This window comes from Micromonospora sp. DT81.3, assembly GCF_049847225.1.
Lineage (GTDB): Bacteria > Actinomycetota > Actinomycetes > Actinomycetales > Microbacteriaceae > Microbacterium.
The window spans coordinates 46,214-69,040 of the sequence record NZ_JBNCNY010000009.1 but is presented as its reverse complement, the minus strand read 5'-3'; the positions used below and the strand labels follow the sequence as shown (position 1 = coordinate 69,040).

Annotated in this window: 27 protein-coding genes; 21 read left to right on the top strand and 6 right to left on the bottom strand. The window is 64.6% G+C overall.

What is annotated here, in order from left to right; genetic code table 11:
* Positions 1-127 precede the first annotated feature (127 nt).
* Positions 128-898, top strand: a complete 771-nt coding sequence (locus ACPW96_RS18135) for a CPBP family intramembrane glutamic endopeptidase (RefSeq protein ID WP_425884706.1) — start codon at positions 128-130, stop codon at positions 896-898.
* 176 nt (positions 899-1,074) lie between these two features.
* Here the strand turns inward: ACPW96_RS18135 and ACPW96_RS18130 are convergent, their stop codons facing one another.
* Positions 1,075-2,034 (bottom strand): GlxA family transcriptional regulator, encoded by a 960-nt coding sequence (locus tag ACPW96_RS18130; protein ID WP_425884704.1) that lies wholly within the window; start codon positions 2,032-2,034, stop codon positions 1,075-1,077.
* Between the two features lie 262 nt (positions 2,035-2,296).
* Between ACPW96_RS18130 and ACPW96_RS18125 the strand changes: the two genes are divergently transcribed.
* The 13 genes from ACPW96_RS18125 to ACPW96_RS18065 all read left to right on the top strand — a co-directional run bounded on the left by ACPW96_RS18125 (position 2,297) and on the right by ACPW96_RS18065 (position 11,857).
* The gene (locus ACPW96_RS18125; RefSeq protein ID WP_425884702.1) at positions 2,297-2,800 is read left to right on the top strand and encodes a serine hydrolase domain-containing protein; all 504 of its coding nucleotides are present in this window, start codon (positions 2,297-2,299) and stop codon (positions 2,798-2,800) included.
* The gene (locus tag ACPW96_RS18120) at positions 2,797-3,663 is read left to right on the top strand and encodes a serine hydrolase (RefSeq protein WP_425884701.1); all 867 of its coding nucleotides are present in this window, start codon (positions 2,797-2,799) and stop codon (positions 3,661-3,663) included. Before ACPW96_RS18125 ends, ACPW96_RS18120 begins: the two co-directional genes overlap by 4 nt.
* Positions 3,660-4,409, top strand: coding sequence for an alpha/beta fold hydrolase (locus ACPW96_RS18115; protein ID WP_425884699.1), 750 nt, complete (start codon positions 3,660-3,662; stop codon positions 4,407-4,409). Before ACPW96_RS18120 ends, ACPW96_RS18115 begins: the two co-directional genes overlap by 4 nt.
* A 7-nt stretch (positions 4,410-4,416) precedes the next feature.
* Positions 4,417-4,614, top strand: coding sequence for a hypothetical protein (locus tag ACPW96_RS18110; protein ID WP_425884698.1), 198 nt, complete (start codon positions 4,417-4,419; stop codon positions 4,612-4,614).
* A 9-nt stretch (positions 4,615-4,623) separates the two neighbouring features.
* Positions 4,624-5,376, top strand: coding sequence for a CPBP family intramembrane glutamic endopeptidase (locus ACPW96_RS18105; RefSeq protein WP_425884697.1), 753 nt, complete (start codon positions 4,624-4,626; stop codon positions 5,374-5,376).
* Positions 5,377-5,874: 498 nt separating this feature from the next.
* Complete coding sequence (locus ACPW96_RS18100; protein ID WP_425884696.1) at positions 5,875-6,081, top strand: three-helix bundle dimerization domain-containing protein; 207 nt, start codon at positions 5,875-5,877, stop codon at positions 6,079-6,081.
* Between the two features lie 177 nt (positions 6,082-6,258).
* Positions 6,259-7,011: a TetR/AcrR family transcriptional regulator C-terminal domain-containing protein gene (locus ACPW96_RS18095; protein WP_425884695.1), complete on the top strand. Its 753-nt coding sequence runs from the start codon at positions 6,259-6,261 to the stop codon at positions 7,009-7,011.
* 145 nt (positions 7,012-7,156) lie between these two features.
* A complete protein-coding gene (locus ACPW96_RS18090; protein WP_425884694.1) occupies positions 7,157-7,861 on the top strand; it encodes a DUF4386 domain-containing protein in 705 nt (234 codons plus the stop codon).
* A complete protein-coding gene (locus ACPW96_RS18085) occupies positions 7,858-8,661 on the top strand; it encodes a CPBP family intramembrane glutamic endopeptidase (protein ID WP_425884693.1) in 804 nt (267 codons plus the stop codon). The genes ACPW96_RS18090 and ACPW96_RS18085 overlap by 4 nt, the downstream gene beginning before the upstream one ends.
* A 243-nt stretch (positions 8,662-8,904) precedes the next feature.
* Positions 8,905-9,027: a hypothetical protein gene (locus ACPW96_RS18080; RefSeq protein WP_425884691.1), complete on the top strand. Its 123-nt coding sequence runs from the start codon at positions 8,905-8,907 to the stop codon at positions 9,025-9,027.
* Between the two features lie 381 nt (positions 9,028-9,408).
* Positions 9,409-10,122 (top strand): type II toxin-antitoxin system HicB family antitoxin, encoded by a 714-nt coding sequence (locus ACPW96_RS18075; RefSeq protein ID WP_425884689.1) that lies wholly within the window; start codon positions 9,409-9,411, stop codon positions 10,120-10,122.
* A gap of 381 nt (positions 10,123-10,503) precedes the next feature.
* The gene (locus ACPW96_RS18070; RefSeq protein ID WP_425884687.1) at positions 10,504-11,211 is read left to right on the top strand and encodes a hypothetical protein; all 708 of its coding nucleotides are present in this window, start codon (positions 10,504-10,506) and stop codon (positions 11,209-11,211) included.
* Positions 11,212-11,305: 94 nt separating this feature from the next.
* A complete protein-coding gene (locus tag ACPW96_RS18065) occupies positions 11,306-11,857 on the top strand; it encodes a hypothetical protein (protein WP_425884686.1) in 552 nt (183 codons plus the stop codon).
* A 189-nt stretch (positions 11,858-12,046) separates the two neighbouring features.
* Here the strand turns inward: ACPW96_RS18065 and ACPW96_RS18060 are convergent, their stop codons facing one another.
* From ACPW96_RS18060 to ACPW96_RS18045, 4 genes are all read right to left on the bottom strand, one after another.
* Positions 12,047-13,066, bottom strand: coding sequence for an NAD(P)-dependent alcohol dehydrogenase (locus ACPW96_RS18060; protein WP_425884684.1), 1,020 nt, complete (start codon positions 13,064-13,066; stop codon positions 12,047-12,049).
* A 10-nt stretch (positions 13,067-13,076) separates the two neighbouring features.
* Positions 13,077-14,375 carry an ABC transporter permease gene (locus ACPW96_RS18055; RefSeq protein WP_425884682.1) on the bottom strand — a complete coding sequence of 433 codons (1,299 nt, stop codon included), beginning with the start codon at positions 14,373-14,375 and terminating at the stop codon, positions 13,077-13,079.
* Positions 14,372-15,076 (bottom strand): ABC transporter ATP-binding protein, encoded by a 705-nt coding sequence (locus ACPW96_RS18050; protein ID WP_425884680.1) that lies wholly within the window; start codon positions 15,074-15,076, stop codon positions 14,372-14,374. The genes ACPW96_RS18055 and ACPW96_RS18050 overlap by 4 nt, the downstream gene beginning before the upstream one ends.
* Before the next feature lie 73 nt (positions 15,077-15,149).
* Complete coding sequence (locus tag ACPW96_RS18045) at positions 15,150-15,854, bottom strand: DUF4386 domain-containing protein (RefSeq protein WP_425884678.1); 705 nt, start codon at positions 15,852-15,854, stop codon at positions 15,150-15,152.
* Positions 15,855-15,891: 37 nt separating this feature from the next.
* Between ACPW96_RS18045 and ACPW96_RS18040 the strand changes: the two genes are divergently transcribed.
* On the top strand, positions 15,892-16,638 hold the full coding sequence (locus tag ACPW96_RS18040) for a TetR/AcrR family transcriptional regulator C-terminal domain-containing protein (RefSeq protein ID WP_425884677.1): 747 nt from the start codon (positions 15,892-15,894) through the stop codon (positions 16,636-16,638).
* Between the two features lie 21 nt (positions 16,639-16,659).
* On the opposite strand, the gene ACPW96_RS18035 is transcribed toward ACPW96_RS18040, so the two are convergent.
* Positions 16,660-17,250 (bottom strand): helix-turn-helix domain-containing protein, encoded by a 591-nt coding sequence (locus tag ACPW96_RS18035; protein WP_425884675.1) that lies wholly within the window; start codon positions 17,248-17,250, stop codon positions 16,660-16,662.
* A 77-nt stretch (positions 17,251-17,327) separates the two neighbouring features.
* On the opposite strand from ACPW96_RS18035, the gene ACPW96_RS18030 reads away from it, so the two are divergent.
* The 6 genes from ACPW96_RS18030 to ACPW96_RS18005 all read left to right on the top strand — a co-directional run bounded on the left by ACPW96_RS18030 (position 17,328) and on the right by ACPW96_RS18005 (position 22,803).
* A complete protein-coding gene (locus ACPW96_RS18030) occupies positions 17,328-18,269 on the top strand; it encodes an NAD(P)/FAD-dependent oxidoreductase (protein ID WP_425884673.1) in 942 nt (313 codons plus the stop codon).
* A gap of 102 nt (positions 18,270-18,371) precedes the next feature.
* Entirely contained in the window at positions 18,372-18,560 is a 189-nt protein-coding gene (locus ACPW96_RS18025; RefSeq protein ID WP_425884671.1) for a hypothetical protein, read from the top strand.
* A 67-nt stretch (positions 18,561-18,627) separates the two neighbouring features.
* Positions 18,628-21,291 (top strand): LuxR C-terminal-related transcriptional regulator, encoded by a 2,664-nt coding sequence (locus ACPW96_RS18020; protein WP_425884669.1) that lies wholly within the window; start codon positions 18,628-18,630, stop codon positions 21,289-21,291.
* A gap of 115 nt (positions 21,292-21,406) precedes the next feature.
* Positions 21,407-22,084 (top strand): hypothetical protein, encoded by a 678-nt coding sequence (locus ACPW96_RS18015; RefSeq protein WP_425884668.1) that lies wholly within the window; start codon positions 21,407-21,409, stop codon positions 22,082-22,084.
* Positions 22,085-22,112: 28 nt separating this feature from the next.
* Positions 22,113-22,382: a hypothetical protein gene (locus ACPW96_RS18010; RefSeq protein WP_425884667.1), complete on the top strand. Its 270-nt coding sequence runs from the start codon at positions 22,113-22,115 to the stop codon at positions 22,380-22,382.
* The gene (locus ACPW96_RS18005; RefSeq protein WP_425884665.1) at positions 22,375-22,803 is read left to right on the top strand and encodes a hypothetical protein; all 429 of its coding nucleotides are present in this window, start codon (positions 22,375-22,377) and stop codon (positions 22,801-22,803) included. The genes ACPW96_RS18010 and ACPW96_RS18005 overlap by 8 nt, the downstream gene beginning before the upstream one ends.
* The last annotated feature ends 24 nt before the right edge of the window (positions 22,804-22,827 follow it).

The window sequence follows — 22,827 nt, the reverse complement described above, 5'->3', positions numbered from 1 at the left end:
TTCGCGACACCAACACCGCGCTGGGCGTACGCAATCGAAGGTTTGCGAGACACGCGCCCCGGGGTGCGCTTGGGCGCTCGGTGCGGACTTCAGCGCTATGTCGCGGGCAGGCCGATACGGTTCTCAAATGATGACGCGGAATCAGCTGCCCAAGTTCGTGGTCGAGCATCCCGTCACGACCGCGATTATTCTCACCGTCGCATGGCACGCGGTGCTGTTTCTCATCGCAGCGGTGTTGCCGCCGCTGTCGTTCGACTGGTTCCCAGAGCTCGGGGCCTCCATCATCAACGCGATACTGTTCGCGCTCACGGTCTGGCTCATCTTGGTCTGGCGATTCGCGCGGGAATCGGGCATCGGCCGGCCGCGGCCGGAGCGGGCATGGTGGCTCGTCGCTCCGCTGCTGGTCATTTCGGTGTCCTACGGATTCCCGCGACTGGAGGGCACCCCGGCACAGTTCGTAAGCACCGCGGTCCTGTGCGTGTTCGTTGGGGCGAGCGAGGAGACACTCAGCCGTGGCCTCATCCAGGGCATCCTTCGACCAATCGGGCCGTACCGGACCGCCATCCTGGTCGGAATCTTGTTCGGCCTGGGCCACGCGCTCAGCGGGCTGTGGTTCAACCGACCGATCGACGACGTTGCATGGCAGGTTCTCTCGACCGCAATCTTCGGTTTCTGCCTCGCCGCAGTGCGCTTCCACCTCACTACAATCTGGCCGCTCGTGCTCGTGCATGCCGCCGACGACTTCTTCATGCTCCGCTCCCCGGGTGCCGCACCGTGGTGGATGGAGATAGTGACCTTCCCGTTCTATATCGGATTCGGCATCTTGCTGATTCGGGTCTGGAAGAGGCAGGAGTCAACCCGAGAGCGCACGGGTCTGCCACACCGCACGCAAGGTTGACGACGGATGGCAGGTGTCCGCGTCGATCATCACCCGCCTGGCGCGGGATGCGTCGGGCGAAATCCGGATCCGGCTTGGCCGTGCACCGCGCAAGCCGGAGCCCCCGCGTGTGCCCTCGTTCGGGTGGATGCAGACCACTCAGATCGGCGGCTGATGCGGCGCGTTCCGTGGCCAATCTAGGCCGCACCGAAGTGGTGGCGGTGCTGACCGGGGGTGGTGTTGAGTCGTCTTCTGAATGTCCGATTCATCGTTTCGGGTACACCGAATCCGCAGACGGTGGCGATCTGCTCCATGGATTTCGAGGTCGTCTCCAGGAGCCGGCACGCGGCCTCCATGCGTACCGCTTCGACATGCTCGGCCGGGGTGATGCCCACCTCGGCTTTGAACACCCGGCTGAACTGGCGGTCGGAGAGGTTGGCGCGCACCGCGAGGGCGGGGATCGATAAGTCTGCAGTCAGGTTGTCGGTGAGCCAGGTGAGCACGTCGCGTACCGGCTCATGATCGCTAGATTGCGCGGCAAGCACCGCCGAGAATTGCGCCTGCCCTCCCGACCGGCGGAGATAGACGACGAGTTGGCGCGCGACCTCCCCGGCAGCTCGAGCGCCGTGGTCGTCTGCCACCAGGGCGAGCGCGAGATCGATGCCCGCCGTCACCCCGGCCGAGGTCCACACGTCTTCGTCGTGAACGTAGATGGCGTCGGGCTCAACGGCGACAAGCGGGTAGTCGCTGGCCAGCAACGCGCAGTCGGCCCAATGCGTCGTGGCGCGCCTGCCATCGAGGAGCCCGGCGGCGGCGAGGAGGAACGCCCCGGAACAGACTGAGGTGACTCTGCGCGAGTTGGCTGCGAGGCGGCGGATGTGCCGCACCAGGTGCTCGTCTCCGCTGGCCTCGTGAATGTCGCGACCCCCGGCGACCACGAGGGTGTCGATCGGGCCGGCGACAGCGGCGATAGCTGTGGTCAGGAACTGCATGCCGCTGGTGGAGAGCACTGCTCCGCCCTCGGCGCTGACCACCTGTGTCCGGTACGGGGGGATCGGGAGAAAGCGAGACGCGGTGGAGAAGACCTCCATCGGGCCGCTGACGTCGAGAATTTGGCCGGACGGGAAAGCGACGATGACGATGTGTGGCTCGGTCACGGTGCTCCCTTGTCGGAGCTGCTGGGGCGCGGGTGGCCGAGATCGTCAACGACGTGTCCTAGGGGGCGCGGAGGTCGAACCCTACCTTGAGGTTAAGCCCTCCAGCCGAAAAGAGACCCTCATGCCTTCCAAGACTTCCACCGTCATACGGCTCGGGGCGGTGGTCGCCCTCGGCACACTGTCGATAGTTGCTCTCGCTGGTTTCATGCCGCTCGCAGCTCAATCAGGGGCGCGCCCAGAGCTTGTTGCGTTGACTGATCGGTTGGATCATGACGAACCGCTGATCATGGCTGCCTTGAACGTGCCCGGAGCGGCCGTTGCGGTTGTGCGCGACGGTGAGACCGTCTGGTCGACCGGCTATGGGCTCGCCTCCGTGCGTGAGGGGACTGAAGTGAGCACCGACACCGTGTTCCAGGTGGGTTCCATCTCCAAGACCTTGACGGCGTGGGGGGTGATGCACCTGGTCGAGACGGGGCAGATTTCACTGGATGCCCCGGTCGAGTCGTATCTCACGAGGTGGGCGTTTCCGCCGTCTGCGTACGATTCGAGCGACGTGACCGTCTCCCGAGTGCTGAGCCACACCGCCGGCCTCAACCGGGTCGATGGCTACCCACTGCCCGGTGACCAGCCGCTGCCGTCTCTCGAGGACCATCTCGACGGCAACAACGGCGGAGGGCAGAGCCTCCGAATCGACCTGGAGCCCGGCCAGCAGTTCAACTATTCCAACGCCGGCTACACCCTGCTGCAGCTGATGATGAAGAGGTGACCGGGCACCGGTTCTCCGACTACATGCAGGAAGTCATCCTTGACCCGCTCGGGATGACGGACAGCACCTTTGACCCTGACCGGGTGTCTGTCCAGGCCACGGGGTACTACCCCAACGGCAATCCTCTGCCGCACTACCGATTGACGGAGCAGGCAGCTGGTGGCCTCTACTCGACAGCCAGCGACCTCGCCCTCCTCCTGGCCGCCAGCATGTCCAGCTCCGATGGTCGGGTCGCCGGGCGGGGGGTACTGACCAGCGAATCAGTTCGCACCATGATGGCCGAACGAGACATGCCCGACGGCAACGTCGTCAGTTTCGGCCACCTGCCCGAGCACCTCGACGGTGGGCTGGCCGGGACGGGAAACAACGGCCACACGGAGGGCTGGATCGCGAACATGGTCATGATTCCCGAACTGGGAGAAGGCATCGTAGTTCTGACCAACAGCGACACGGAAAGCACCGGCCTGACGCTCCGAGCCTGGACCCAGTGGCTGGGTGTATCAGAAACCTTCACCACGCAAATCGCCGACGGCGCCCTCGACCAGGGGCGCACACTTCTGCTCGGCGGTGCGGCGGTCGTCTTCATCGGCGTCCTGGTTGTCATCATCGTCACCGCCGTCCAGGCGCGGCGCGGCAACCGCCGCTGGCTCTGGCAGACAGGACAGACCACCTCCCGGCAGTTTGCTGTCCGCGGCATATTCACTGCCCTCGCCATCGGCGGGCTGATCGCATTTCTTATCTGGCCGGAACGACAGGTGTACGTAGCGGTCATGCCGGAAGAAGCGGCCACCGTCCTCGTGGCCGCCGTCCTCGCCGTTGCGGCTGTCGTCCTGGGCGCGAGCACCAGACGGGTAAGCAAATGAACCGGCTGATCGTCATCCCGGCCCTCGCCGCGATGCTCGCACTCTCCGGATGTGCGACCGGCAGCAACTACCAGGTGAAGGGAGGCCAGGCGCACCTGGACTGTCAGGGCGAGGGGAGCACCACTGTCGTGCTGATGGCTGGCATGGGCGATGACTCCGCCGTCTGGCAGCCGTTCAGAGACACCCTCGGACTCGACGTCAGAACCTGCGCCTGGGACTACCCCGGTGTCGGCGGATCAACCGGCACCCCCGCCCCGATGACAGCCGGTGTAGCGGCGGCATCCCTGAACGCCACCCTCACTGCCGCCGGAATCGACGAGCCAGTCGTCCTCGTCGGGCACAGCATCGCGGGCCTGACCGTACGCCTGTTCGTCGGCCAGCACCCGGACGCCGTCGCAGGAGTGGTGCTGTTCGATCCGACCGTCTCATCCTTCGCCTGGCGATACCACTTCAGCCAGTTCGCACCCGCCTGGGACGGGGCAGTGAGCTCACGTGAGGTCGACCGGATCACGGCCTGGCCCGATATCCCGTTCGAGATTCTCCGGCACGACCCTGCCGTCTATCGTGACCAGCAGATGTGGGACGCCGAGGTCGAGGACGCCTGGATCGAGGGCCAAGCCGACTACGCCCGACTGGCTCCCGCCGGAGTCGTGTCCGAAGTGCAGGGCGCCGGCCACTATGTTCATCTTGACCAGCCGCAGATCGCCGCGGACGCCGTGCTGCGTGTCCTTAACGAAGTCGAGTAGGTACCCGATGGTCTTCCGTCTGGTGCTCTCCGTCGCCCTGATCGCCGGGATCACTGCGTATGCGATCATCGCCCGGCACTATCGCCACAAGGAGCTCATCGCTCGAGCCGTCGCGTACGGGGCAACCCGCCGCGCGCTGGAGAAGAGCGAATCCGTCGGCCGGAAACTCGACCGCTCGCCCGCCCCCGACACACGGGCACCCTAGGCTCGCCAGGTGCTTCCCACGATCCGGGCCCCGTTCCGTCGCTTCCTTGCGTTCGACGTACGCACCGGCATCCTGCTTCTCGTCGTCTTCGGCATCGTCCGGGTGGCGCTCGTGCTGCAGGCGAACCTGACCGGGAGCTATCAGCTCGTCAGCTTCGTCTTCGTCGCGATGGCCGTACTGCCCTGGGTGGTGCTCACCCGCGAGGGACGCCGAAAGATCGGCATCGTCCGTCCGTCCCGATGGCGCTGGATCCTCCCCGCCGCCCTCGCCGGCGGGATCACGATGCTGGCGGTCTACGCGGCGGCGACGGCGTTCTGGGGTCGAACCGTCGCGAACCCGTTCGCCTACATCGCCGGCACGTATACGAACGTGCCCGACTCGCCCTCCGACGCTGACCGGCTGACCTACTTCCTTATCTACGCGGTGATTGCGATGCTTTTCAGCCCGATCGGCGAAGAACTGCTCTACCGCGGCCTCGCGCACGAAAGTCTCGCGTCGCGGCTCGGCAATCGCGGCGCGGCGCTCGTGGACGCGGGCGCCTTCGCGGCCACCCACCTCGCCCACTTCGGCATCGTGTACATCGCCGGTGTATGGACATTCCTTCCGCTGCCGGCGCTGCTCTGGGTAGTCGCGATGTTCCTCAGCTCGCTCGTCTTCTACGTGTTTCGCGTGCTCACCGGCTCGATCCTCGGCGCGATCGTCGCGCATGCCGCGTTCAACCTCGCGATGACCTACGTCATCTTTTACAGCGTGCTCGCCTGAGATGCTGCTGGCATCGACACGATCCGAAGAAAGCTGGGGATCGCTATGGGGTCGACTGTTAAGGAGTTCGGATTCGCCGGCTATCGCTGACCGGACTACGGCAGACGGTGCCGGTGAAGTCCTGTAGGGACCACCCTGAAGCGGTACTGATGCCCGGGCTCGCGTATGCAAAGGAACATTTGCGAGATAGCCGAGCGGCGGAGCTGCCAGCTGCGTGCATTTGATCGCGTCGGGGCGTTGTGCTGGGATCGCTCGGGGCCCATGTCGATACGTCGCGAGGACCCGGGCTGAGAGTCTATTGAGCCTCGCATTGTGACCGCAACGGGTGATAAAGTCCGCATCTCGGATTGCACGCTGCGCCTGGCAGATACGTTTGCAAAGCCCAGCGGCGAGCCACCAACGCGCTGGCGTCCCGTTTCCAGGGCAACAACGGTCGGACGGAACCTCCCGGCGTCCCAAACATCCGCTACCTCAAGTTCCCGGAAGGACGACGGGACCATGGACTCTCCCCATCAGGACAAGGAAATCGCCGCCATCATTGCGCGGCTCGAGAAGCAGTTCCCCAACGTTCCGCCGCCGGAAGTGGAGGCCGTCATCCTGGAGGCGCACGACGCCTTCTACGATCATCCGATCAAGAATCATGTGCCCGTGCTCGTGGAGCGCCACGCCAGGGAGCGTTTACGGGGACGGTCGCGAGAGGACTGAATCGGTCGGCGCCGAGGCGACGGTGTTCGGCCCGGGGTGAGTTGGGCTTCATGTTCTTGGGCCCTATCGGGGTTGCTTCCACAGCGTCGCCCTAGGGGGTTCAGGCGTTGGGTCCCGACCGACCCAGAAGAGGGTGCAGCCTTGACAGCGCCGAGCTTGTCCGCGTGTAGCCTTACTGTGTACGATTCCTCGATCGGATTGGTGAAAGAGTTGCCGAGGAGTGCTGGTCACGTTGGAGAGTCGCGGGTTCGACTGAGTCGGGATCGCGTGCTGAGTGCGGCTGTTCGAGTCGCTGACGAGAGCGGCATCGAGACGCTGACGATGCGGCGCCTCGCGGAGGACCTTGGCTCCGAAGCGATGTCGTTGTACTACCACGTAAGCAACAAGGAAGACGTCCTAGACGGCATAGCCGAAGTCGTCGCTGCCGAAATCAACGACGTGGTCGATCGGCTGGAAGCACCCGCCGAGCCCTGGCAATGGAAATCAGCCACTCGTCGACGGATTCTGGCCGCGCGGAAGGTAGTCCTCCGCCATCCCTGGGTTCCTGAAGTCCTTGAGACTCGCACCACCACCGGCCCGGCAGTCCTGCACTACCACGACCGCCTCGTCGGTCTGTTGCGCGCCGGCGGCTTTTCCTACGATCTTGTGCACCGGGCACTGCACGCGCTCGGCAGCCGATCCCTGGGGTTCACACAGGAGCTGTTCGACCCGGGTGCCGGAGCGCGGGAAACCCCGTCCGCGGAGGCGCTCTCGGGCATGGCGGTGCAGCTACCGAATCTCGTCGGGCTGATGTCACAGATCGTCCACGACCAGCCCGATACCACTCTTGGCTGGTGCGACGCGCAGGCCGAGTTCGAGTTCGGGCTCGATCTCATTCTGGACGGTCTCGATCGGCTCCGTCCTCTCTCCCAGGAGCCGCGCGCGCAATAACCTGCTGACCCGCGCCCGCTCCTCGGTCTACGTCCTCGACGGCGGGCTTTCCATGTGCTGCCCCGGTTGACAGGTCCTCCGTCGGCTGTCATTCTTACGCTGTACTACTTACAATGTAAGAATTGCCACTCTGGAGGAACACGCAATGACCACCGACCGACGAGCCTCGATTACCACCGGAGTTCTGTTCATCATCGCCACCGTGGCTGTGCTTGCCGCAGCCGCTGTTGTGCCGGCCCTCACCGGCCCCGCGGCCCTCTCCGCCGTCGGTGACCAGCCGACCCGGGTTGCCGTGGCCGCATTGCTCTACCTGGTGGCGGCGGGCACCAGTGTGGGGATCGCTATCGTGCTTTACCCTGCCCTTCGCAGGTTCGGCCCCACTGCAGCCTTAGGTTCGGTCATCTTCCGCACCATCGAGGCGGTGTTCTATACGCTCTCCGTGGTGATGCTGCTGTCGGTGCTGCCGCTCGCCCGGACGCTCACCGTCGACGCGGAGCTTTCCTCCTCAGCCCAGATCATCGCCCAGACGCTCCTGGACGTGCGGGAGCACTCGGATGTGGTCGCCGTGATGGCCCTCAGCATGGGAGCGCTGCTGTACTACACGCTCTTGTACCGGTCCCGGCTCGTCCCCCGCTGGCTCTCGGGCTGGGGCATCGTCGGAACACTTCTGATCCTGACGGCCGCCATCCTGGCCCTGGTCAGCAACGCCCCCGTCACGGGCTACGCGCCGCTCATCCTGCCGATCCTCATCCAGGAGATGGTGCTCGCGGTCTGGCTGGTGGTGAAGGGATTCAACACCTCAGCATCCGCCGTTCAGGGATCAGCCACGTCGACGGCGGTCCTCCGGTGAGCGCGCCCACGGGGCTCGAGCCGTCTCATCCTGGTATCGAGGAGCGGCCTCCCGAACGTCAGGTTCACCAGCTGTCGCTACCCGGAATCATCGGGGTGTGGGCGGCCGCGGCGATGCCGATGGCGTTGCTGGCGTGGGTCGTGGCGCCCTGGGCGGCCTCCGGCTCGGGCTCACCGCTCGCATTGACCCAGGCGTTGATCCTGTTCCTGACCGCGGGGCTCGCCTGGCAGTTCATCCTCGTGCTCGCACTCGTATTCAGGGAGCAAAGGACACTGCGGTGGTCCGTCGTTCGGGATGTGCTGTGGCTTCGTGCCCCGCAGAACCCCAAAACCGGGCGTCGTGGCGGCCGGATGTGGTGGATCGTCCCGATCGCCGCTGTCGCATTCGGTCTCGAGGCACTTCTGCCGTTCGAAATCGCACCCGCGGCCGGCCGCGATTTCGGAGAGTTCCTCGAGTCAGTGCAAGGACAGGCGATGCTCTCCGGATCATGGCTCTGGCTGAGCGTAATCTTCGCCTTCCTGATCTTCAACACCGTGCTGGGCGAGGAACTGCTGTTCCGCGGCTACCTGCTTCCCCGCATGCAGGGCGCTTTCGGCAAGAGAGATTGGATCGCCAACGGGGTACTGTTCGCCGTGTATCACCTGCACATCCCGTGGACCATCCCGATCACCCTGATCGACACCTTCATCCTCTCCCTCCCATCCCGCCGCTACCGCAGCGCCTGGATCGGTATCATCGCGCACAGCGCGCAAAGCCTGGTTCTGTTCCCCCTCGTCCTGCTCTTCGTGTTCCAGCAATGACGCAAGAGAGGGCGACGGGACCCTGCCCCAGGGAAACTGTCCCAGATCCAAGGGGGCTCGTGCTCGCGGTGTGGGCGACGGCACTCTTCCCGATCGCGCTCTGGCATCTGAAGCACCGCCACGACCGACTGCTGCCCCGAGCCTTCGACGCAATGAACGGAGAACAACATGAATTCCGCGGATCGACCCGCATCGATGCCCTTGAACCCAGGGCCAGGACCAGAATGCTCGGAAGAATCGGTGGTGACCAGCAGTCCAGTCCTGTTCTCCTCCGTCGTGACGGAGTACTGGATTCCTCGAAACTTCGACCGCTGGATCGAGGGAGCGTTCCACGTCGTTGTCGATCCGTCACTCGAGGACGCATAGGTTCAACCCACTTCGAGTTCTCTGCTCATGCGTGATCGCTCACCCCAGGCGATGCATGGGTCACTCTCGAAGCAAGGTGCCGCCGGGAGGCCGCCCTCCTCCCCCAAAGCTTGGCCGGCCCCCGGCGGCCCGCCCGCACTTCTCGCTGCGCTCGCACGGAGGTTGCCGACCACGAACCGAAGTTAGGCTTCCGACCTGCACCCCAGCGTTACTGGCCAGCCCAGAGATCGACGCTTTCGTTCTCAGCTTCGAGAAGGCAGCAGACACGCCGGCGCCCCGCGAGGGGATCGCCAACGAACCGAACCCCACCGCCCGCACAGTCATCGTCCTACTCCCACACTGGCTACAGTCCACCGCCGGCGAGGGATGCTGCCTGGGCCCGTGCGGGACAAGATTTCCCGCTCGGATGCGCGTCGTGGGATGATCGCGGCGCAGCCCTATTGCTGTGCTGAACGGAGGCTTCAATTGACCGGCGACGCACCCGACCCGTCCTCTCGGGTCGAAATCGAGATCAACCTCGGTTCGCCCGATTACATCGCCGCCGCGACGAGCTTTTACGGCGAACACACCGAGCAATGGTGGAAACGTCTCGGGGACCTGCTGGGTGACCGACCCGGCTGGAAGTGCGAAATCGCGAACACCGGTAGCCAGATCGAGCTGATGTGGTCATTCGGCGCTCTCGGCTCATCGCTGTTCAACGTCTCCCGTGAAGAAGACGGGGAGGGATATCACCTGTTCGACTACGAGGCGGACAAGGTGATCGTCTTCGGCGCCCTGGAAGAACTTCGAACGTGGCTTGAGGAAAACGAGCAACGGCACGTTGACTACCCGCGGACGCTGCGTGGCTTGGCCGCCGACAACGATTGGGCGCTGCTCAAGTCCATGCCGTTCCAGGTAGACGTCACGTATGACGGGTCCACCTGGATTGCCACCTTCCGCCAGCTGCCACTGGAATACAGCAGCGGTGCCACCCTCACGGAGGCTATCTCGAACGCGAAGGAAGCCATCGCGCACGCCTTCGACGCACCAAAGAACATCGCGCCACGAATCCAAGTCACCGCCCGATTGGATGTTGAAGCAGTAGCAGCTCTCTGAACGGCCGCGCAAGATCTCACAACCTGACTCGAACACGCGGCTCGGGAGCACAGTCCATGTCTTGAAACGCTTCCCTTTCGAAGCGTCGCCCTAGAGGTGGTTCAGCGGGCCGCGTGAGACCGCGACCGCGCGGCGAGCAACTCTCGGGGACTGTGCCTCGCAAGTTCGTGAGTGCATCTGAGTGCCGACCTCCGTTACGAGACGCAGCCAGGTAGAGGTCCCCGCGTACGCAGACGAAGGTCGTGAGACGGACCCGCCGACGAGGGATTGGTGAGTCTCTCACCCTTGATCAGTGGTTTCAGGGTCCGCGCCGAACCGTTCTCGGCGCGGACTTACGGAAGCGATAAAGGGTGCCGACGCGTTCGTAGCTATCTTGTAGGCATGACGTTGGACGACCTCGCATCTCTGTCCCAAGTTATCGCGGCGGTCGGTGCGATCCTTGCCGTGGTGGCGTCCCTCTACTTCACAAGAAGGACGCTTGATGAGGTGCGGGAGGATCGCCGCCTTCGGCAGGCGCCATACCTTGTCTGGAAGCCGGGGCCGTATGTCACGTGTACGGAGGAAGTTGACATTGGGCCCTCCGTGCCCGGCGTCAACCCTGCTTTCATACGCCAGTCCTTTCCCGAGCTCGTGGCTCGTCAAGGAATCTCGATTCTTCCAACCGTCGACTTCGGTGAAATCGCCAATATCGGGGCCGGTGCAGCATTGGAGCCGTCGATTGTGTGGATCCCAGACCGCATTTGCTTAGGCGCGGAGGAGTTCGCCGTCGACGACGCCAAGCGAAGCGAACCCAGCTATCACAGACCCCTTAACACGATGCCAGTGGTACCTGCGGTGCTTGCGGCGGGCGAGGTAGGGGAGATCACACGGCTTCCAGCCTTCATCGTGAAGGACTACGACCGTCGTGTGACTTGGGTCAAAGGCACCATCGAGCTTTCGTGCAAGGACGTCGGCGGGCTCCGTCAATCCTGGCGCCAGGGCTTCTACCTGTTCACCCAGCCTGCCGACGAGCACCCGCGCGAAAACCATGACCACCGTCACGTCCGAGTCACTGTCGGGCTTGACCCCGCGAGGTTCGGAACCGAATAGCGAACAGAGACCCCTTCCGCCCCGGTGGCAAGCTCAATAACCGACTCGTGAAGTGACCAGAGGGAACGATGATCCAGGCTCGGAAAGGACCACCATGTCAAGTGCGCCGGACGATCACCCTGCAAAGGTCCGACGTACCTTCCTGATGTGGATCGGTGGCACCGTCATTCTTGGGTTTGCGGCGATCGCAGTACCAGTACTCGCGGCTTCCGACTGGAAGCTCCCATGGGCGCCGAGGCCCGGCGGACCAGCCCACAGCTTCGAGGTCTACGGGTCAGCATCTTCGGACCATGCGCTCGAAGCAAACACCACCGATGAAGGGCCGGTGACCTACACGCGTAAACCGGGCGTGTCGACCGTCGAGGTGGAGATCCGTTGGTTTGCCCGCAAGGTCGATGATTCGCCGGCGGAAGGCCTGTGCGACATATCAGTCACCGTCGAAGCCGAAGGGGCCGATGAGAATCGGGAGCCCTACAGCGAAATGTCCTCCCCATGGTGCTCAACCGCTGACACTTTCGGAGAAGACGAGCCCAACACTGACCCCATCGTCATAGATCTGCCTGCTGGCCACTATTTCGTATCCATTCGTGATGAAGACCTTTCGGTGCCCGCAGGGGTTCCCGACGGTCAGTTCGTCATCGAGTGACGGGGGGCCGCGGATGATGGGCCGCGCGAGAGGTGTTCGTTTTTGAGGATCGCTATGCAGGACGACGAGCGGGGGAGTCGCCGCAGCAGAAATCGGCTCGAAGGACGCACCGCAGAGGGTGTTCGGATGAGATTTCAGCGAGGTCGCCTATGCGGGACACCAGATCCGTACACGTACGCAAATAAAGGTTTACGAGACACCTCCAACCGTGTCGAAGGTGATCACCGCGCTTCCACGCTTGTGGCCGGTCTCCACAACTCGGTGGGATTCGGCGGCCTGCTCGATGGGATGGACGGAGCTGATAAGGGGGACGAGCGCACCCTGCTCGACCAGTTCCCGCAGATAGGCGAAATTGCGTGCCATCTCGGCAGGCTTCGCCAGACCCGTGAAGAGGATGGCGGCCTTCCTCTGGCCGAAGAACGCGCTCCACAGCATCCGGGCGAGGATGCCGACGGAGGGCACGGTCGTCAGATAGAGGCCGTCCCGCGTCAGCGATCGCCGGACGCGCGCGAACGAACTCTTTCCTACGGAGTCGAAGACGACGTTGTAGGCGTCGCGGGCTTGAGTGAAGTCCTCCGCGGAATAGTCGATTACGTGATCAGCGCCCAGCGCACGCACGGCCTCCATATTGCCGGTGCTGCAGACGGCCGTGACATTGGCGCCGTAGTGCTTCGCCAGCTGCACAGCGGCGGACCCTACCGCCCCCGCAGCGCCATTGATCAAGATCGACTGGCCGGCGCTGAGGCGCGCCCTGTCGCGGATGAAGGGGAGTGCCGTGATCGACCCGTCGAAGACGGCAACCGTCTCGACGTCGCTGAAGCCAGCTGGGGTGGGAACGATCACGCCGTCCTCGGTGGCGACAATGTATTCGGCATGCGCGCCGAAGTCGGAGACGTTGATTCCAGTGACTCGGTCGCCGACGGCGAACCGGGTGACGGAGGGGCTGATGGCGATGACTGTGCCGGCAAAGTTGGTGCCGAGGACGGGCCATTTGGGTTTGGTCAGTCCGAAGTAGAGGCGTGCCATCAGGGGTCCGCGTCGGGCCTCGGTAACCGCGTGCGTGACGACGGAGGCGTGGTTGCGGACCAGTACCTCGTGGGCTTTGGGGGCGGGGCGTGGGATCTGGGTGATCTCGAGGCTCTCGGGTGGTCCGTAGCCCCGACTCACGACGGCTGTCATGACGTCGGTGGAGGCAAGTGTGGTGTTCATGAGTCGGTTCCTATTCGTAGCGGAGGGCGTCGATTGGGTTCTGGCGGGCTGCGCGGCGGGCGGGCAGGGTGCCCGCGAGGAAGGCGATGAACATGACCAGCAGGATGATCCCGGCGACGGGGGCGGGTGCGAACTGCATCACCTGCAGTCCTTCCAGGTCAGCCAGGATGGTGTCGGCCAGAATGGCGCTGACGATGGTTCCGGTGAGGATGGCCACGAGTGCGCCGACGGTGCTGCCGAGGAATCCGATGAAGATTGCCTCGGTGCTGAAGAGGGCGTAGACGCGCCGTCCGCTCATTCCCATGGCTTTCATCAGGCCGATCTCGCGGGTGCGTTCCTGGACGCTCATCAGGAGGGTGTTGACGATGCCCACCCCGGCGGCGATGAGGGCGATGCCGGCGAACCCATTGAGGACGCCGATGATGCCGGTGAGGATCGTCTGGAATACGCCGATCTGGTCTGCCACGGTCTGGGCTGTGTAGCCCTGGGTGGCGAGGTCTGTCTTGATCGTGGCGATCCGCTCGGCGGAAGCTTCGGGATCAAAGTGGGCGGTTGCCAGGAAGTAACCCGTGTCCAGCCCATCCGGCTTGGCGGCCATCTGAATGGCGGCCACCTCGTCGGTGAGGGCGCGGCTCAGCCGTACGCCGACGCCGAGCAGAGTTAGGTTCTGCACTCCGGCCACTGTCGCGGTGACCTCGTGCATGGTTCCGACGTAGTCGGCGGCACCGAGGGTTATGGTTGCACCGATCGCGTCGTCGGCATCGGCGAAGCCGAGGTTGGTCAGGTAGGACGCGGGCAGCAGCACCTCGTTCGCGTTACTGGATTCGGAGAGCTGAGTGCCAGCGGCCAGATCGGCGCGGGTCATCTCGGAGTTGGCGCCGACGGCGAGGTTGTATTTGCCGTTGCCGTTGTATTCGATCCAGCTGGGGGTGACTGCGATCACCGGGTTGACGTCTCGGATCCCGTCAGTGACGGCGATGGTGTCCAGGTCGGAGGGGCTGAGAACGGCGGTTGAGCCGCCGGTCTCGGTGGCCGCGGCTGTGCTGGCGGTCAGTTCGACCGGGTCGTACGCGGTGGGCCCATCTCCCAAGCCGGGGGCGGTGTCGGCAGTTTTGGCGATGGAAAGGACGTCTGGTGCGCCGACAGAGGCGAGCTGCACGTCAAGGTAGCTGGAGATGCCGGTGCCGATCGCGTTGGTCAGGGTGAGGGTGCAGGCGCCGATGAAGATCGCGACGACCGTGAGGGTGGTGCGCAGTCTGCTGCGAAAGGTGTTCGCGACGGCGGCGTGGAGGATGTCGAGGGTGTTCATGCTGCTGCTCCTACGTAGTCGAGGGAGCGCACTTCGCGCCCGTCGCGGATGAAGATCTGCCGGTCACACCGGGCGGCGAGGTCGGGGTCGTGGGTGACGATCACGAGGGTGATGCCGTGCTCACGGTTAAGGGAGAACAGAAGGTTCTCCACCAGGCGCCCGGTGTTGGTGTCGAGATTGCCGGTGGGCTCGTCGGCGAAGATCACCTTCGGCCGGTTCACCAGAGCGCGGGCAATGACCACGCGCTGCTTTTGCCCGCCGGAAAGGTTGATCGCCTTGTTGGTTGCCTTGTCGACGAGTTCGAGCTGCTCCAGCACCGCCAGCGCGCGCAGCTTCCTCTCACGGACACCGATGCCCGCGATCTTCAGTGGCAGCATGACGTTCTCCAGCACGGTGGCATGAGGGGTCAGGAAGAACTGCTGGAAGACGAACCCGAAGTCGCGGTTGCGGATGCGGCCCATCTGGGCGGTGGTCATCGTGGCCGGGTCCGATCCGCTGACGCGGAGGTCACCGGTGTCGGGGGTGTCCAGGAGCGCAAGGAGGTGCATGAGGGTGGACTTTCCGGAGCCGCTCTTGCCGACGATGGCGAGGGCTTCGCCGGCCGGGACGGCCAGGGAGACGCCGGCCAGGGCGGTGAAGCGGGAGGAGCCGCGCCCGTAAGACTTCGTGATGGTGCGGGCTTCGAGGAGAGGGCTGGTCATGATCGCGGATCCTTCGTCTGGGTCGTGGGGAAGAGGTGGCCGGGGCCTGTGTGGAGGAAGCCTGACCGGCGGGTTAGCTGCGGGGGAGGCGGCGGCCCTTGATGAAGAGCCAGAAGATCATCGCGGCGGTCTCGCCGACGAACCCGAACAGGCCGAAGACGGGGGAGAAGCCGTCGACGAAGAGCAGACCGCCGAGGTCGGCGATGTAGCAGAGACCGGCGATGCCGATCAGGATGCCGAAGATGTTCGGCATGAAGGTGGATCGGATCGCGAGGTAGGCGACCATCAGCAGATACACGCCGAACAGGCCGAGCGCTGTATCCCAGATGGACTTGAATGCCACGATGCTCGCTAGCGCGGCCGCGGGATCATCGAGCGTGTTGTAGGCGATCACCAGCTGCGTGAGCGCGACCGCGAACCAGGTGGCGAAGGCGACGCGGGTCAGTCCGGCCACCCGGGACAGAACCGGGCTCACCGGTTTGAAGACTGCGCTGGTGCCGGCGGCGGCGAAGAGGTCCAGCACAACCACGACGTACAGGGCCGCCACACCGGCGATCCACAGTTGCGGGGAGGCGGCGATCGCCTCGGCGGTCGCGGCCGCGTCGCCCAGAGTCGTCAAACCCTTGACCGCGATGAAGTACCCGAAGATCGACAAGAACACCATCAGCGTCAGTGCAGTCGCCGACACCAGCGCCCCGGTGCGCTGTGACCAACGCAGCGGGTTGAGGGTGAACGGGGTGGACTTGACGGGAGCGGGTGCGTGCATTTGAGTGGTCATGACCTCATCCTTACAGTGTAGTGGTAACATACTTACAATGTATGTATTCGTTGTAAGCAAGTTATATGTACGTAGTAAGTTTGTCAATGAGGACTTCGAGGAGATGAAGATGGCGCCACGCAAGACATCGACCGGCATTCGCGAACGGTTGAGCCGCGATCGTGTGATCGCGGCAGCCATCACACTCGCCGACGCCATCGGGCTCGACGGGCTGACCATGCGGCGGCTGGGTGAGGAACTCAATGTCGAGGCGATGTCGATCTACAACCACGTGTCCAACAAGGAGGACCTGATCAACGGTATGGCCGACGCGGTCTTTGCAGAGATCGAGCTGCCCTCGCACAGCGATGAGTGGAAGACCGCTATCCGGAAGCGCTCGATCTCCTTCCGGGAAGTCCTCGCGCGTCATTCTTGGGCAACGACGGTCCGTGATTCAGGGACGAACCCCGGCCACGCGACCCTGCGACACCACGACCGGGTCATCGGCACCTTGCGCAACGGAGGGTTCTCGGTCGATAAGGCGGCGCATGCTATCTCGGCGGTGGACAGTTACATCTACGGCTTCGCGATGCAGGAGAAGAGTCTCCCGTTCACGACTCCGGAGGAGACGGCCGCGATGGCGGAGATCATGCTGTCCCAGATTCCGAAGACCGAGTACCCCTATCTCGCGGAGCTCACCGCCGATCACGTTCTGCGGCCGGGGTACTTCTACGGCGACGAGTTCCTTATCGGGCTGGACCTGATGCTCGACGGTCTCGAGGGGATGCGCGGCGGCCCTAAGTAGGGACTGGTCCGACCGCGCTCGTCAGGTCGGGGTTGCCTTGGATCTGGCGCGGACGTGGATGCGTTCTCCGTGCTTGCCGAACATGCTGAGGATCTCGACTGGGCCGCTGCCGGCGGATCCGAACCAGTGTGGGTTCTTGGTGTCGAACTCTGCTGCTTCGCCCGGTCCCATCACGATGTCGTGGTCGCCGAGCACCATTCGGAGCCGGCCTGCGAGCACGTAGATCCATTCGTAGCCGTCGTGGGTGCGCAGCACGGGGTCGCGTTCGGTGGCCGGAATGATGATTTTGAATGCCTGTGGTTGGCTGTGCGGTTGGGACAGGCGGGTGAGCGTGCGGCCCTCCGTGCGAGTGGCGTTCTGCGGCACCCTCGGGTCGTCGATCTTGGGGGAGCTGACGATATCGTCCAGCGAGATTGCGAGCGCGGCGACGACAGGCAGCAGCAACTCGAGACTGGGTTTGCGCTGACCCGACTCGAGGCGGGAGAGGGTGCTCTTCGAGATTCCCGTCACCTTCGCGAGATCTTCCAGCGTGACGTTCTTCTTCTGCCGCGCATGACGCAAGCGCGGCGGGATCTGGCTGAGTTCAGTCTCGATGCGCTGCGATGTGCTCACCCGCCCATGCAAGCACCTCGTTCCAGTTTCGGCAACGGAATTCCCTCGCGCGAAGTTCGCAATGTCATCTTGGTCTCATGGACGAGAAACAACATCATGACGTCATCATCATCGGTGCCGGCGCCGCAGGTTTGAGCGCGGGACTGGTCCTGACCCGAGCACGGGCCGATGTCCTGTTGATCGATGCTGGCCAGCCGCGCAACGCGCCCGCCGAGCACATGCACGGCTTCGTCTCCCGCGACGGAATGCCCCCACTAGACTTCCTCGCGGCGGGCCGCGCCGAGATCGCATCGTACGGCGGCCGGTTCCTCGCGGCATCTGTCGTGGCAATCGAGCGGTCGGCCGACGCCTCGTTCGGTGTCACGTTCGCCGACGGCACGGCGCAAACGTGCCGTGCCATCCTGGTGGCGACCGGTCTCGTCGACGAGCTTCCCGACATCCGCGGGGTTGCCGAGCGATGGGGGACCCTGGTACACCATTGCCCCTACTGCCACGGACACGAAGTCCGGGAGCAGAAGATCGCCGTCATCGGCGGGCCGCAGCGAGAGATGTCCCTCAAACAAGCAGGGCTTATCCGTCGCTACAGCGACAGCGTGACCCTCATCACGAACGGCATCGACCTCACACCCGCCGAATTGATCCGTCTCACCGCGTTCGGCGTCGCGGTGGAGCACGGCTTCGTATCAGGCTTGACCGGTGCACCCGGGTCGCTCGACGCGATCGAGCTGACCGACGGAAGCGCCGTAACATCCGACGCCGCGTTCATCGCACCCCGGCAGGCGCCCCGGGACGCGCTCCTCAGATCACTCGGCTGCCAGACCGACCCCGCCACGGGTCTGGTCGGTGCCGATGGATCCGGCCAGACCAGTGTTCCCGGCGTCTGGGCTGCGGGCAACGTTGTCACTCCCACCGCACAGGTCATCACCGCCGCAGGCGCCGGCAGTGCTACCGCCATCGTCATCAACGGATGGCTTCTTCAACAAGACCTCGACGCCGCATCCGTGGCGCGACCGCAGTAACACCCTCCCACCGAAAGGACATCAACGATGTCTCAGTCAGCAACAACCTCAACCCGCATCCCGTCTTCGGCACCACAACCCCCGTCCGTTCACGTCAGAGCCGTGATCACCTGGATCGCCATCTTCCCGCTTGTCACACTCGGGTTCTTCGCCATCGCCCCCTTCGCCGAAGACTGGAACCCCGTCCTGCGCGCGTTCATCCTCTCCATCGTCGTGGTCCCGATCGCCGTCTACCTCGTCGTCCCCCAGCTGATGCGCCTCTACGGGAAGATCCGCGCCGCACGTCGCTGAGGCGGCTGCCGGCCTGTCCACTGAACGTCGGTCGAGGCCGTCCTCGCAGCATCCCTAGGATGAGCACATGGCGATGCCGGTTCTGGCAACCAAGCTCTTCGTTCCGCCGCCGCGCATCAACGCTGTGTCACGTCCCCGCCTCGTCCGCAAGCTCGATGACGGAGTCGCCGCCGGGCACAAGCTCACTCTCGTCTCGGCACCCGCCGGGTTCGGAAAGAGCACCGTGCTCAGCGAATGGATCTCCGCGAGCAGACGGGCCGATCCCGACATCGGGGTCGGCTGGGTTTCGCTTGAGGATAGCGACAACGACCCGGTCCGGTTCCTCTCCTATCTGTCCGCGGCGTTTGACGCCACGAACAAGAGTCTTTCCGGGCCACGCAACCTCTCGGGATCGGTCGAATCCACGCTGACCTCCTTGATGAACGAGGCCGCGCAGACAGCGAGCTGCTTGCTGATCGTCTTGGATGACTTCCAGTTCATCGAGGAAGCATCCATATGCGAGGCGATCAGCTTTCTTCTGGACCATTCGCCCCCCAATCTGCACCTTGCGATCGCGAGCCGTTCGGATCCTCTGCTCCCCGTGGCGCGGCTGCGGGCGCGGGACCAGCTCACCGAACTGCGCGCGGCCGACCTCAGGTTCACGCCCGACGAAGCGGCACAGTTCCTCACCCGGGCCACCGGCATTGCGCTGTCCCCAGACGATACTGCTGCCCTCGAGGAGCGAACGGAGGGGTGGATCGCCGGACTTCAACTGGCCGCCCTCTCCCTGCGTGAGCGAGCCGATCCCTCCGAGTTCGTGTCGGCCTTCGCCGGCAGCAACCGCTTCGTGATCGACTACCTGGCCGAGGAGGTCCTCGAACGTGCGCCGGCGCACGTCCGCGACTTCCTCGGCCAGACCGCGATTCTCGAACGCCTGTGCGCACCGCTCTGCGACGCCGTCACCGGGAATGCAGACGGTGTGGAGATGCTGGCCACCCTCGAGCGTGCCAATCTGTTCATCGTCCCGCTCGATGACCAGCGGCAGTGGTACCGATACCATCACCTCTTCGCGGACGTGCTGATGGCCCGTCTTAGGGCGCGCGGCATCGCCCACGTGAACGCGCTGCACAGTAGGGCCAGCGACTGGTTCGAGCGCCACGGCTCGCCTGAGGAGGCCGTGCGCCACGCGCTGGCCGGCTCAGACTTTCCGCGGGCCGCGAGGCTGATCGAGTCCACGATTCCAAGTGTGCGCAAGAGTCGACAAGACGCCACTCTCCTCGGCTGGCTCGCCCTGCTGCCTCGTTCGGCGATCGATGCCCGGCCCGTGCTGCGTGTCTTCTCCGCGTGGGCGTCTCTGGTCGCCGGCGATCTCGCCGCGGTCGAACCGCAGCTCGCCGCCGCTGAGAACCAGCTCGCTGTCGCGCGAGATGGAGGCGTTCACGAGTCCGGTCCAGGCGAGGAGTTGGACTCACTGCCCGTGACGATCGCGCTGTATCGAGGTGCGTTGGCGATGGCCGCCGGTGATACGACGGCGATCGGAGCCCATGCACAGCACGCTCTGGATGTCGCAGCGTCCGACGACTACCTCGGCCGCGGCGCGGCGGCCGGCATGCTGGGCTTGGCTGCGTGGGCTCGCGGCGAGCTCGAAGCGGGCACAGCTGCGTTTCGTCAGTCGGCCACCAGTTTGCGCCACGCGGGCAACCTTCTGGATGCGCTCAGCACGACGATGGTCGTGGGCGACATGCTGCTCGCGCGCGGTCGGCTCGCAGAAGCGAAATCGGGCTACGAGCTAGCGATAGGTGAGGCCGAAGGCAACCCACCGGCAGCCGACCTGCATGCCGGCTTCAGTGAGGTGCTCCGGCAGTGCAACGATCTGGATGCCGCCGCGCTGCACCTTGCCGCAGCCGATGCGCTCGGTGCCGTTTCGTTCTCGCACGAGCACGGGTACCGCTGGGCGGTCGGCATGGCGGAACTCGCGCGTTCCCGAGGTGATCTGGATGCCGCTCTTGACTACTTGGCCGCGGCCGACACGCAATACCGACGCGGATTTCTTCCCGACGTACGACCCATCGGCGGTGTGAGGGCCAGGATTTGGATCACTCAAGGACGTCTGGCGGACGCTCGGGGGTGGATCGCCGAGCAGGGGTTGAGCAGCTCCGACGAGCCCGTATACCTGAGCGAGTTCGGTCACATCACGCTCGCTCGACTCCTCATCGCGGAGGACAGTGACGAGTCCGTCGATGAAGCCGTGACGCTGCTCTCCCGTCTCGCCCGCGCCGCGGATTCGGCTGGTCGTCTGGGCAGCCTCATCGAGATACTGATACTGCAGGCTCTCGCGTTGCGCGCGGAAGGGCGGACCGCCCCCGCGTTGATGTCGCTGGACCGGGCGCTCACGTCAGCTGAACCGGATGGCCACATCCGAGTCTTCCTGGACGAGGGCGCGCCCATGTTGCGGGTGCTGAGAGAAGCTGCGGGCGCGGGCATCCGGCCCGACTTCGTGCGGATGCTGAGCCGGGCACTTCGTGACGCCGGTGAGATCGCGGCCGTCACGCTGCTGGCCACTCCCCTGAGCGAACGTGAGCTGAGCGTAATCCGTCTGCTTGGCACCGAGCTGACTGGTCCGCAAATCGCTCGTGAGCTCCATGTCTCGCTGAACACCATGCGGACGCACACGAAGCACATCTTCGTGAAGCTCAACGTCAACGATCGCGGGGCCGCCGTTCGGCGGGCCGAGGCGCTCGGAATCATCTAGCTGACAAATCACCACGCCTGACGTGCATGTGGGGATGCCCCGTCACCAGGTTTCTTCGTAGCTTCAGGACGTCCGCAAGCGACCAGCCCGGGCAACCCAGCATCGGAGAACAGTCATGAGCATCACACCGACCACCCTCACCCGCGGAGCCGCTGTCGCGGCGATCCTCGCCGGCCTGGCGTACGTCGCCATCCAGTTCATCCACCCAGCGGATGTCATCGAATCGCTCTCCACCCAGGCATGGGTGAACGTCCACATTCTGAGCTTCGCGGAAGCGGTGCTCGCCCTCATCGGGCTCACCGGCCTCTACCTGTTCCAGGTGCGCAAGGTCGGCATCCTGGGTCTCGTCGGGTACCTGATGTTCGGCCTCTTCTTCATCCTGCAGGCATCATTCAACTTCGCAGAAGCACTCATCGCACCCCTGATCGCGGTCAACGCACCCCAGCTCGCCGTCGACTTCGTCGGACTCTTCGGACGGTACCCCGCAGAAACCGATCTGGGCGCTCTTGCCGCAGTGCCGCTGGTCGGCCTCATCCTCTACGCCGGCGGCGCCCTCCTGTTCGGCATCGCCTCCCTTCGAGCTCGTGTGCTGTCCCGCGGGGCCGGCATCCTCCTCATCATCGCCGCCGCCGTCACGCCGCTCTCTGCGCTCCTGCCCCACACCCTCGAGCGCATGGCCGCCGTACCCATGGGCCTCGCCCTGGTCTGGCTCGGCTACTCGCTTTGGATGAACACTCGCACGAACACCGCGCGACACACCCCGACGGACTCAGCCCGGATCGCCGCGAGCTGACCTCGCCCTCCTCGACGGCATCACGGCGATGTTCCACCCACCAGCCCGCGGGGCCGGCGACCCCGGCCTGTATGAGATCCGCCTGCGCGGGCAGCTTGATCAGCGCTGGAGCGAATGGTTCGAGGGATTCACCCTGACCAACCAGAGCGACGGAACCACCACCCTCACCGGTGCTGTGGTTGACCAAGCTGCCCTGCACGGGCTCCTCAGACGCGTCGGAGACCTCGGCGTCACCCTGATCTCCCTCAACATGACGAACGAAACGAAAGAGGCACCTCGTGTCCAAACCAATGAGTGACAGAAATCCTCCGCCCAGCACCGCCGGAAAGGTCGCCGCACTCCTTCTGCTGGTGGTGGTGGTGTTCCAAGCCGCACTGGCCGCGGGTGCACCGTGGGGGGTGGCCACCCAGGGCGGCGTGAACGAGGGAGTCCTCCCGGACTCTCTCCGCATCAGCAGCGTGATCACGCTGGTCATCTATGCCGCCCTAGCAGTGGTCGCGGGGACATCCCTCGTCCCCGCCACTGTTCGCCGCCGGATTTTGTATACGGCGTCCGCTGTGATGGTGCCGGCGACCGTGCTGAACATCGCGTCGACGTCGTTCATCGAACGGATCATCTGGGCGCCCATCACGATCGCGCTGGTCATCACACTCTGGAGCGCGGCCCGCCACGAGTCGATTGCTCCGCTGTCACGCCGGCTGCGGCTCTCTGCGCGATGACCGGTTTCGTCACTCGGGTCCGTC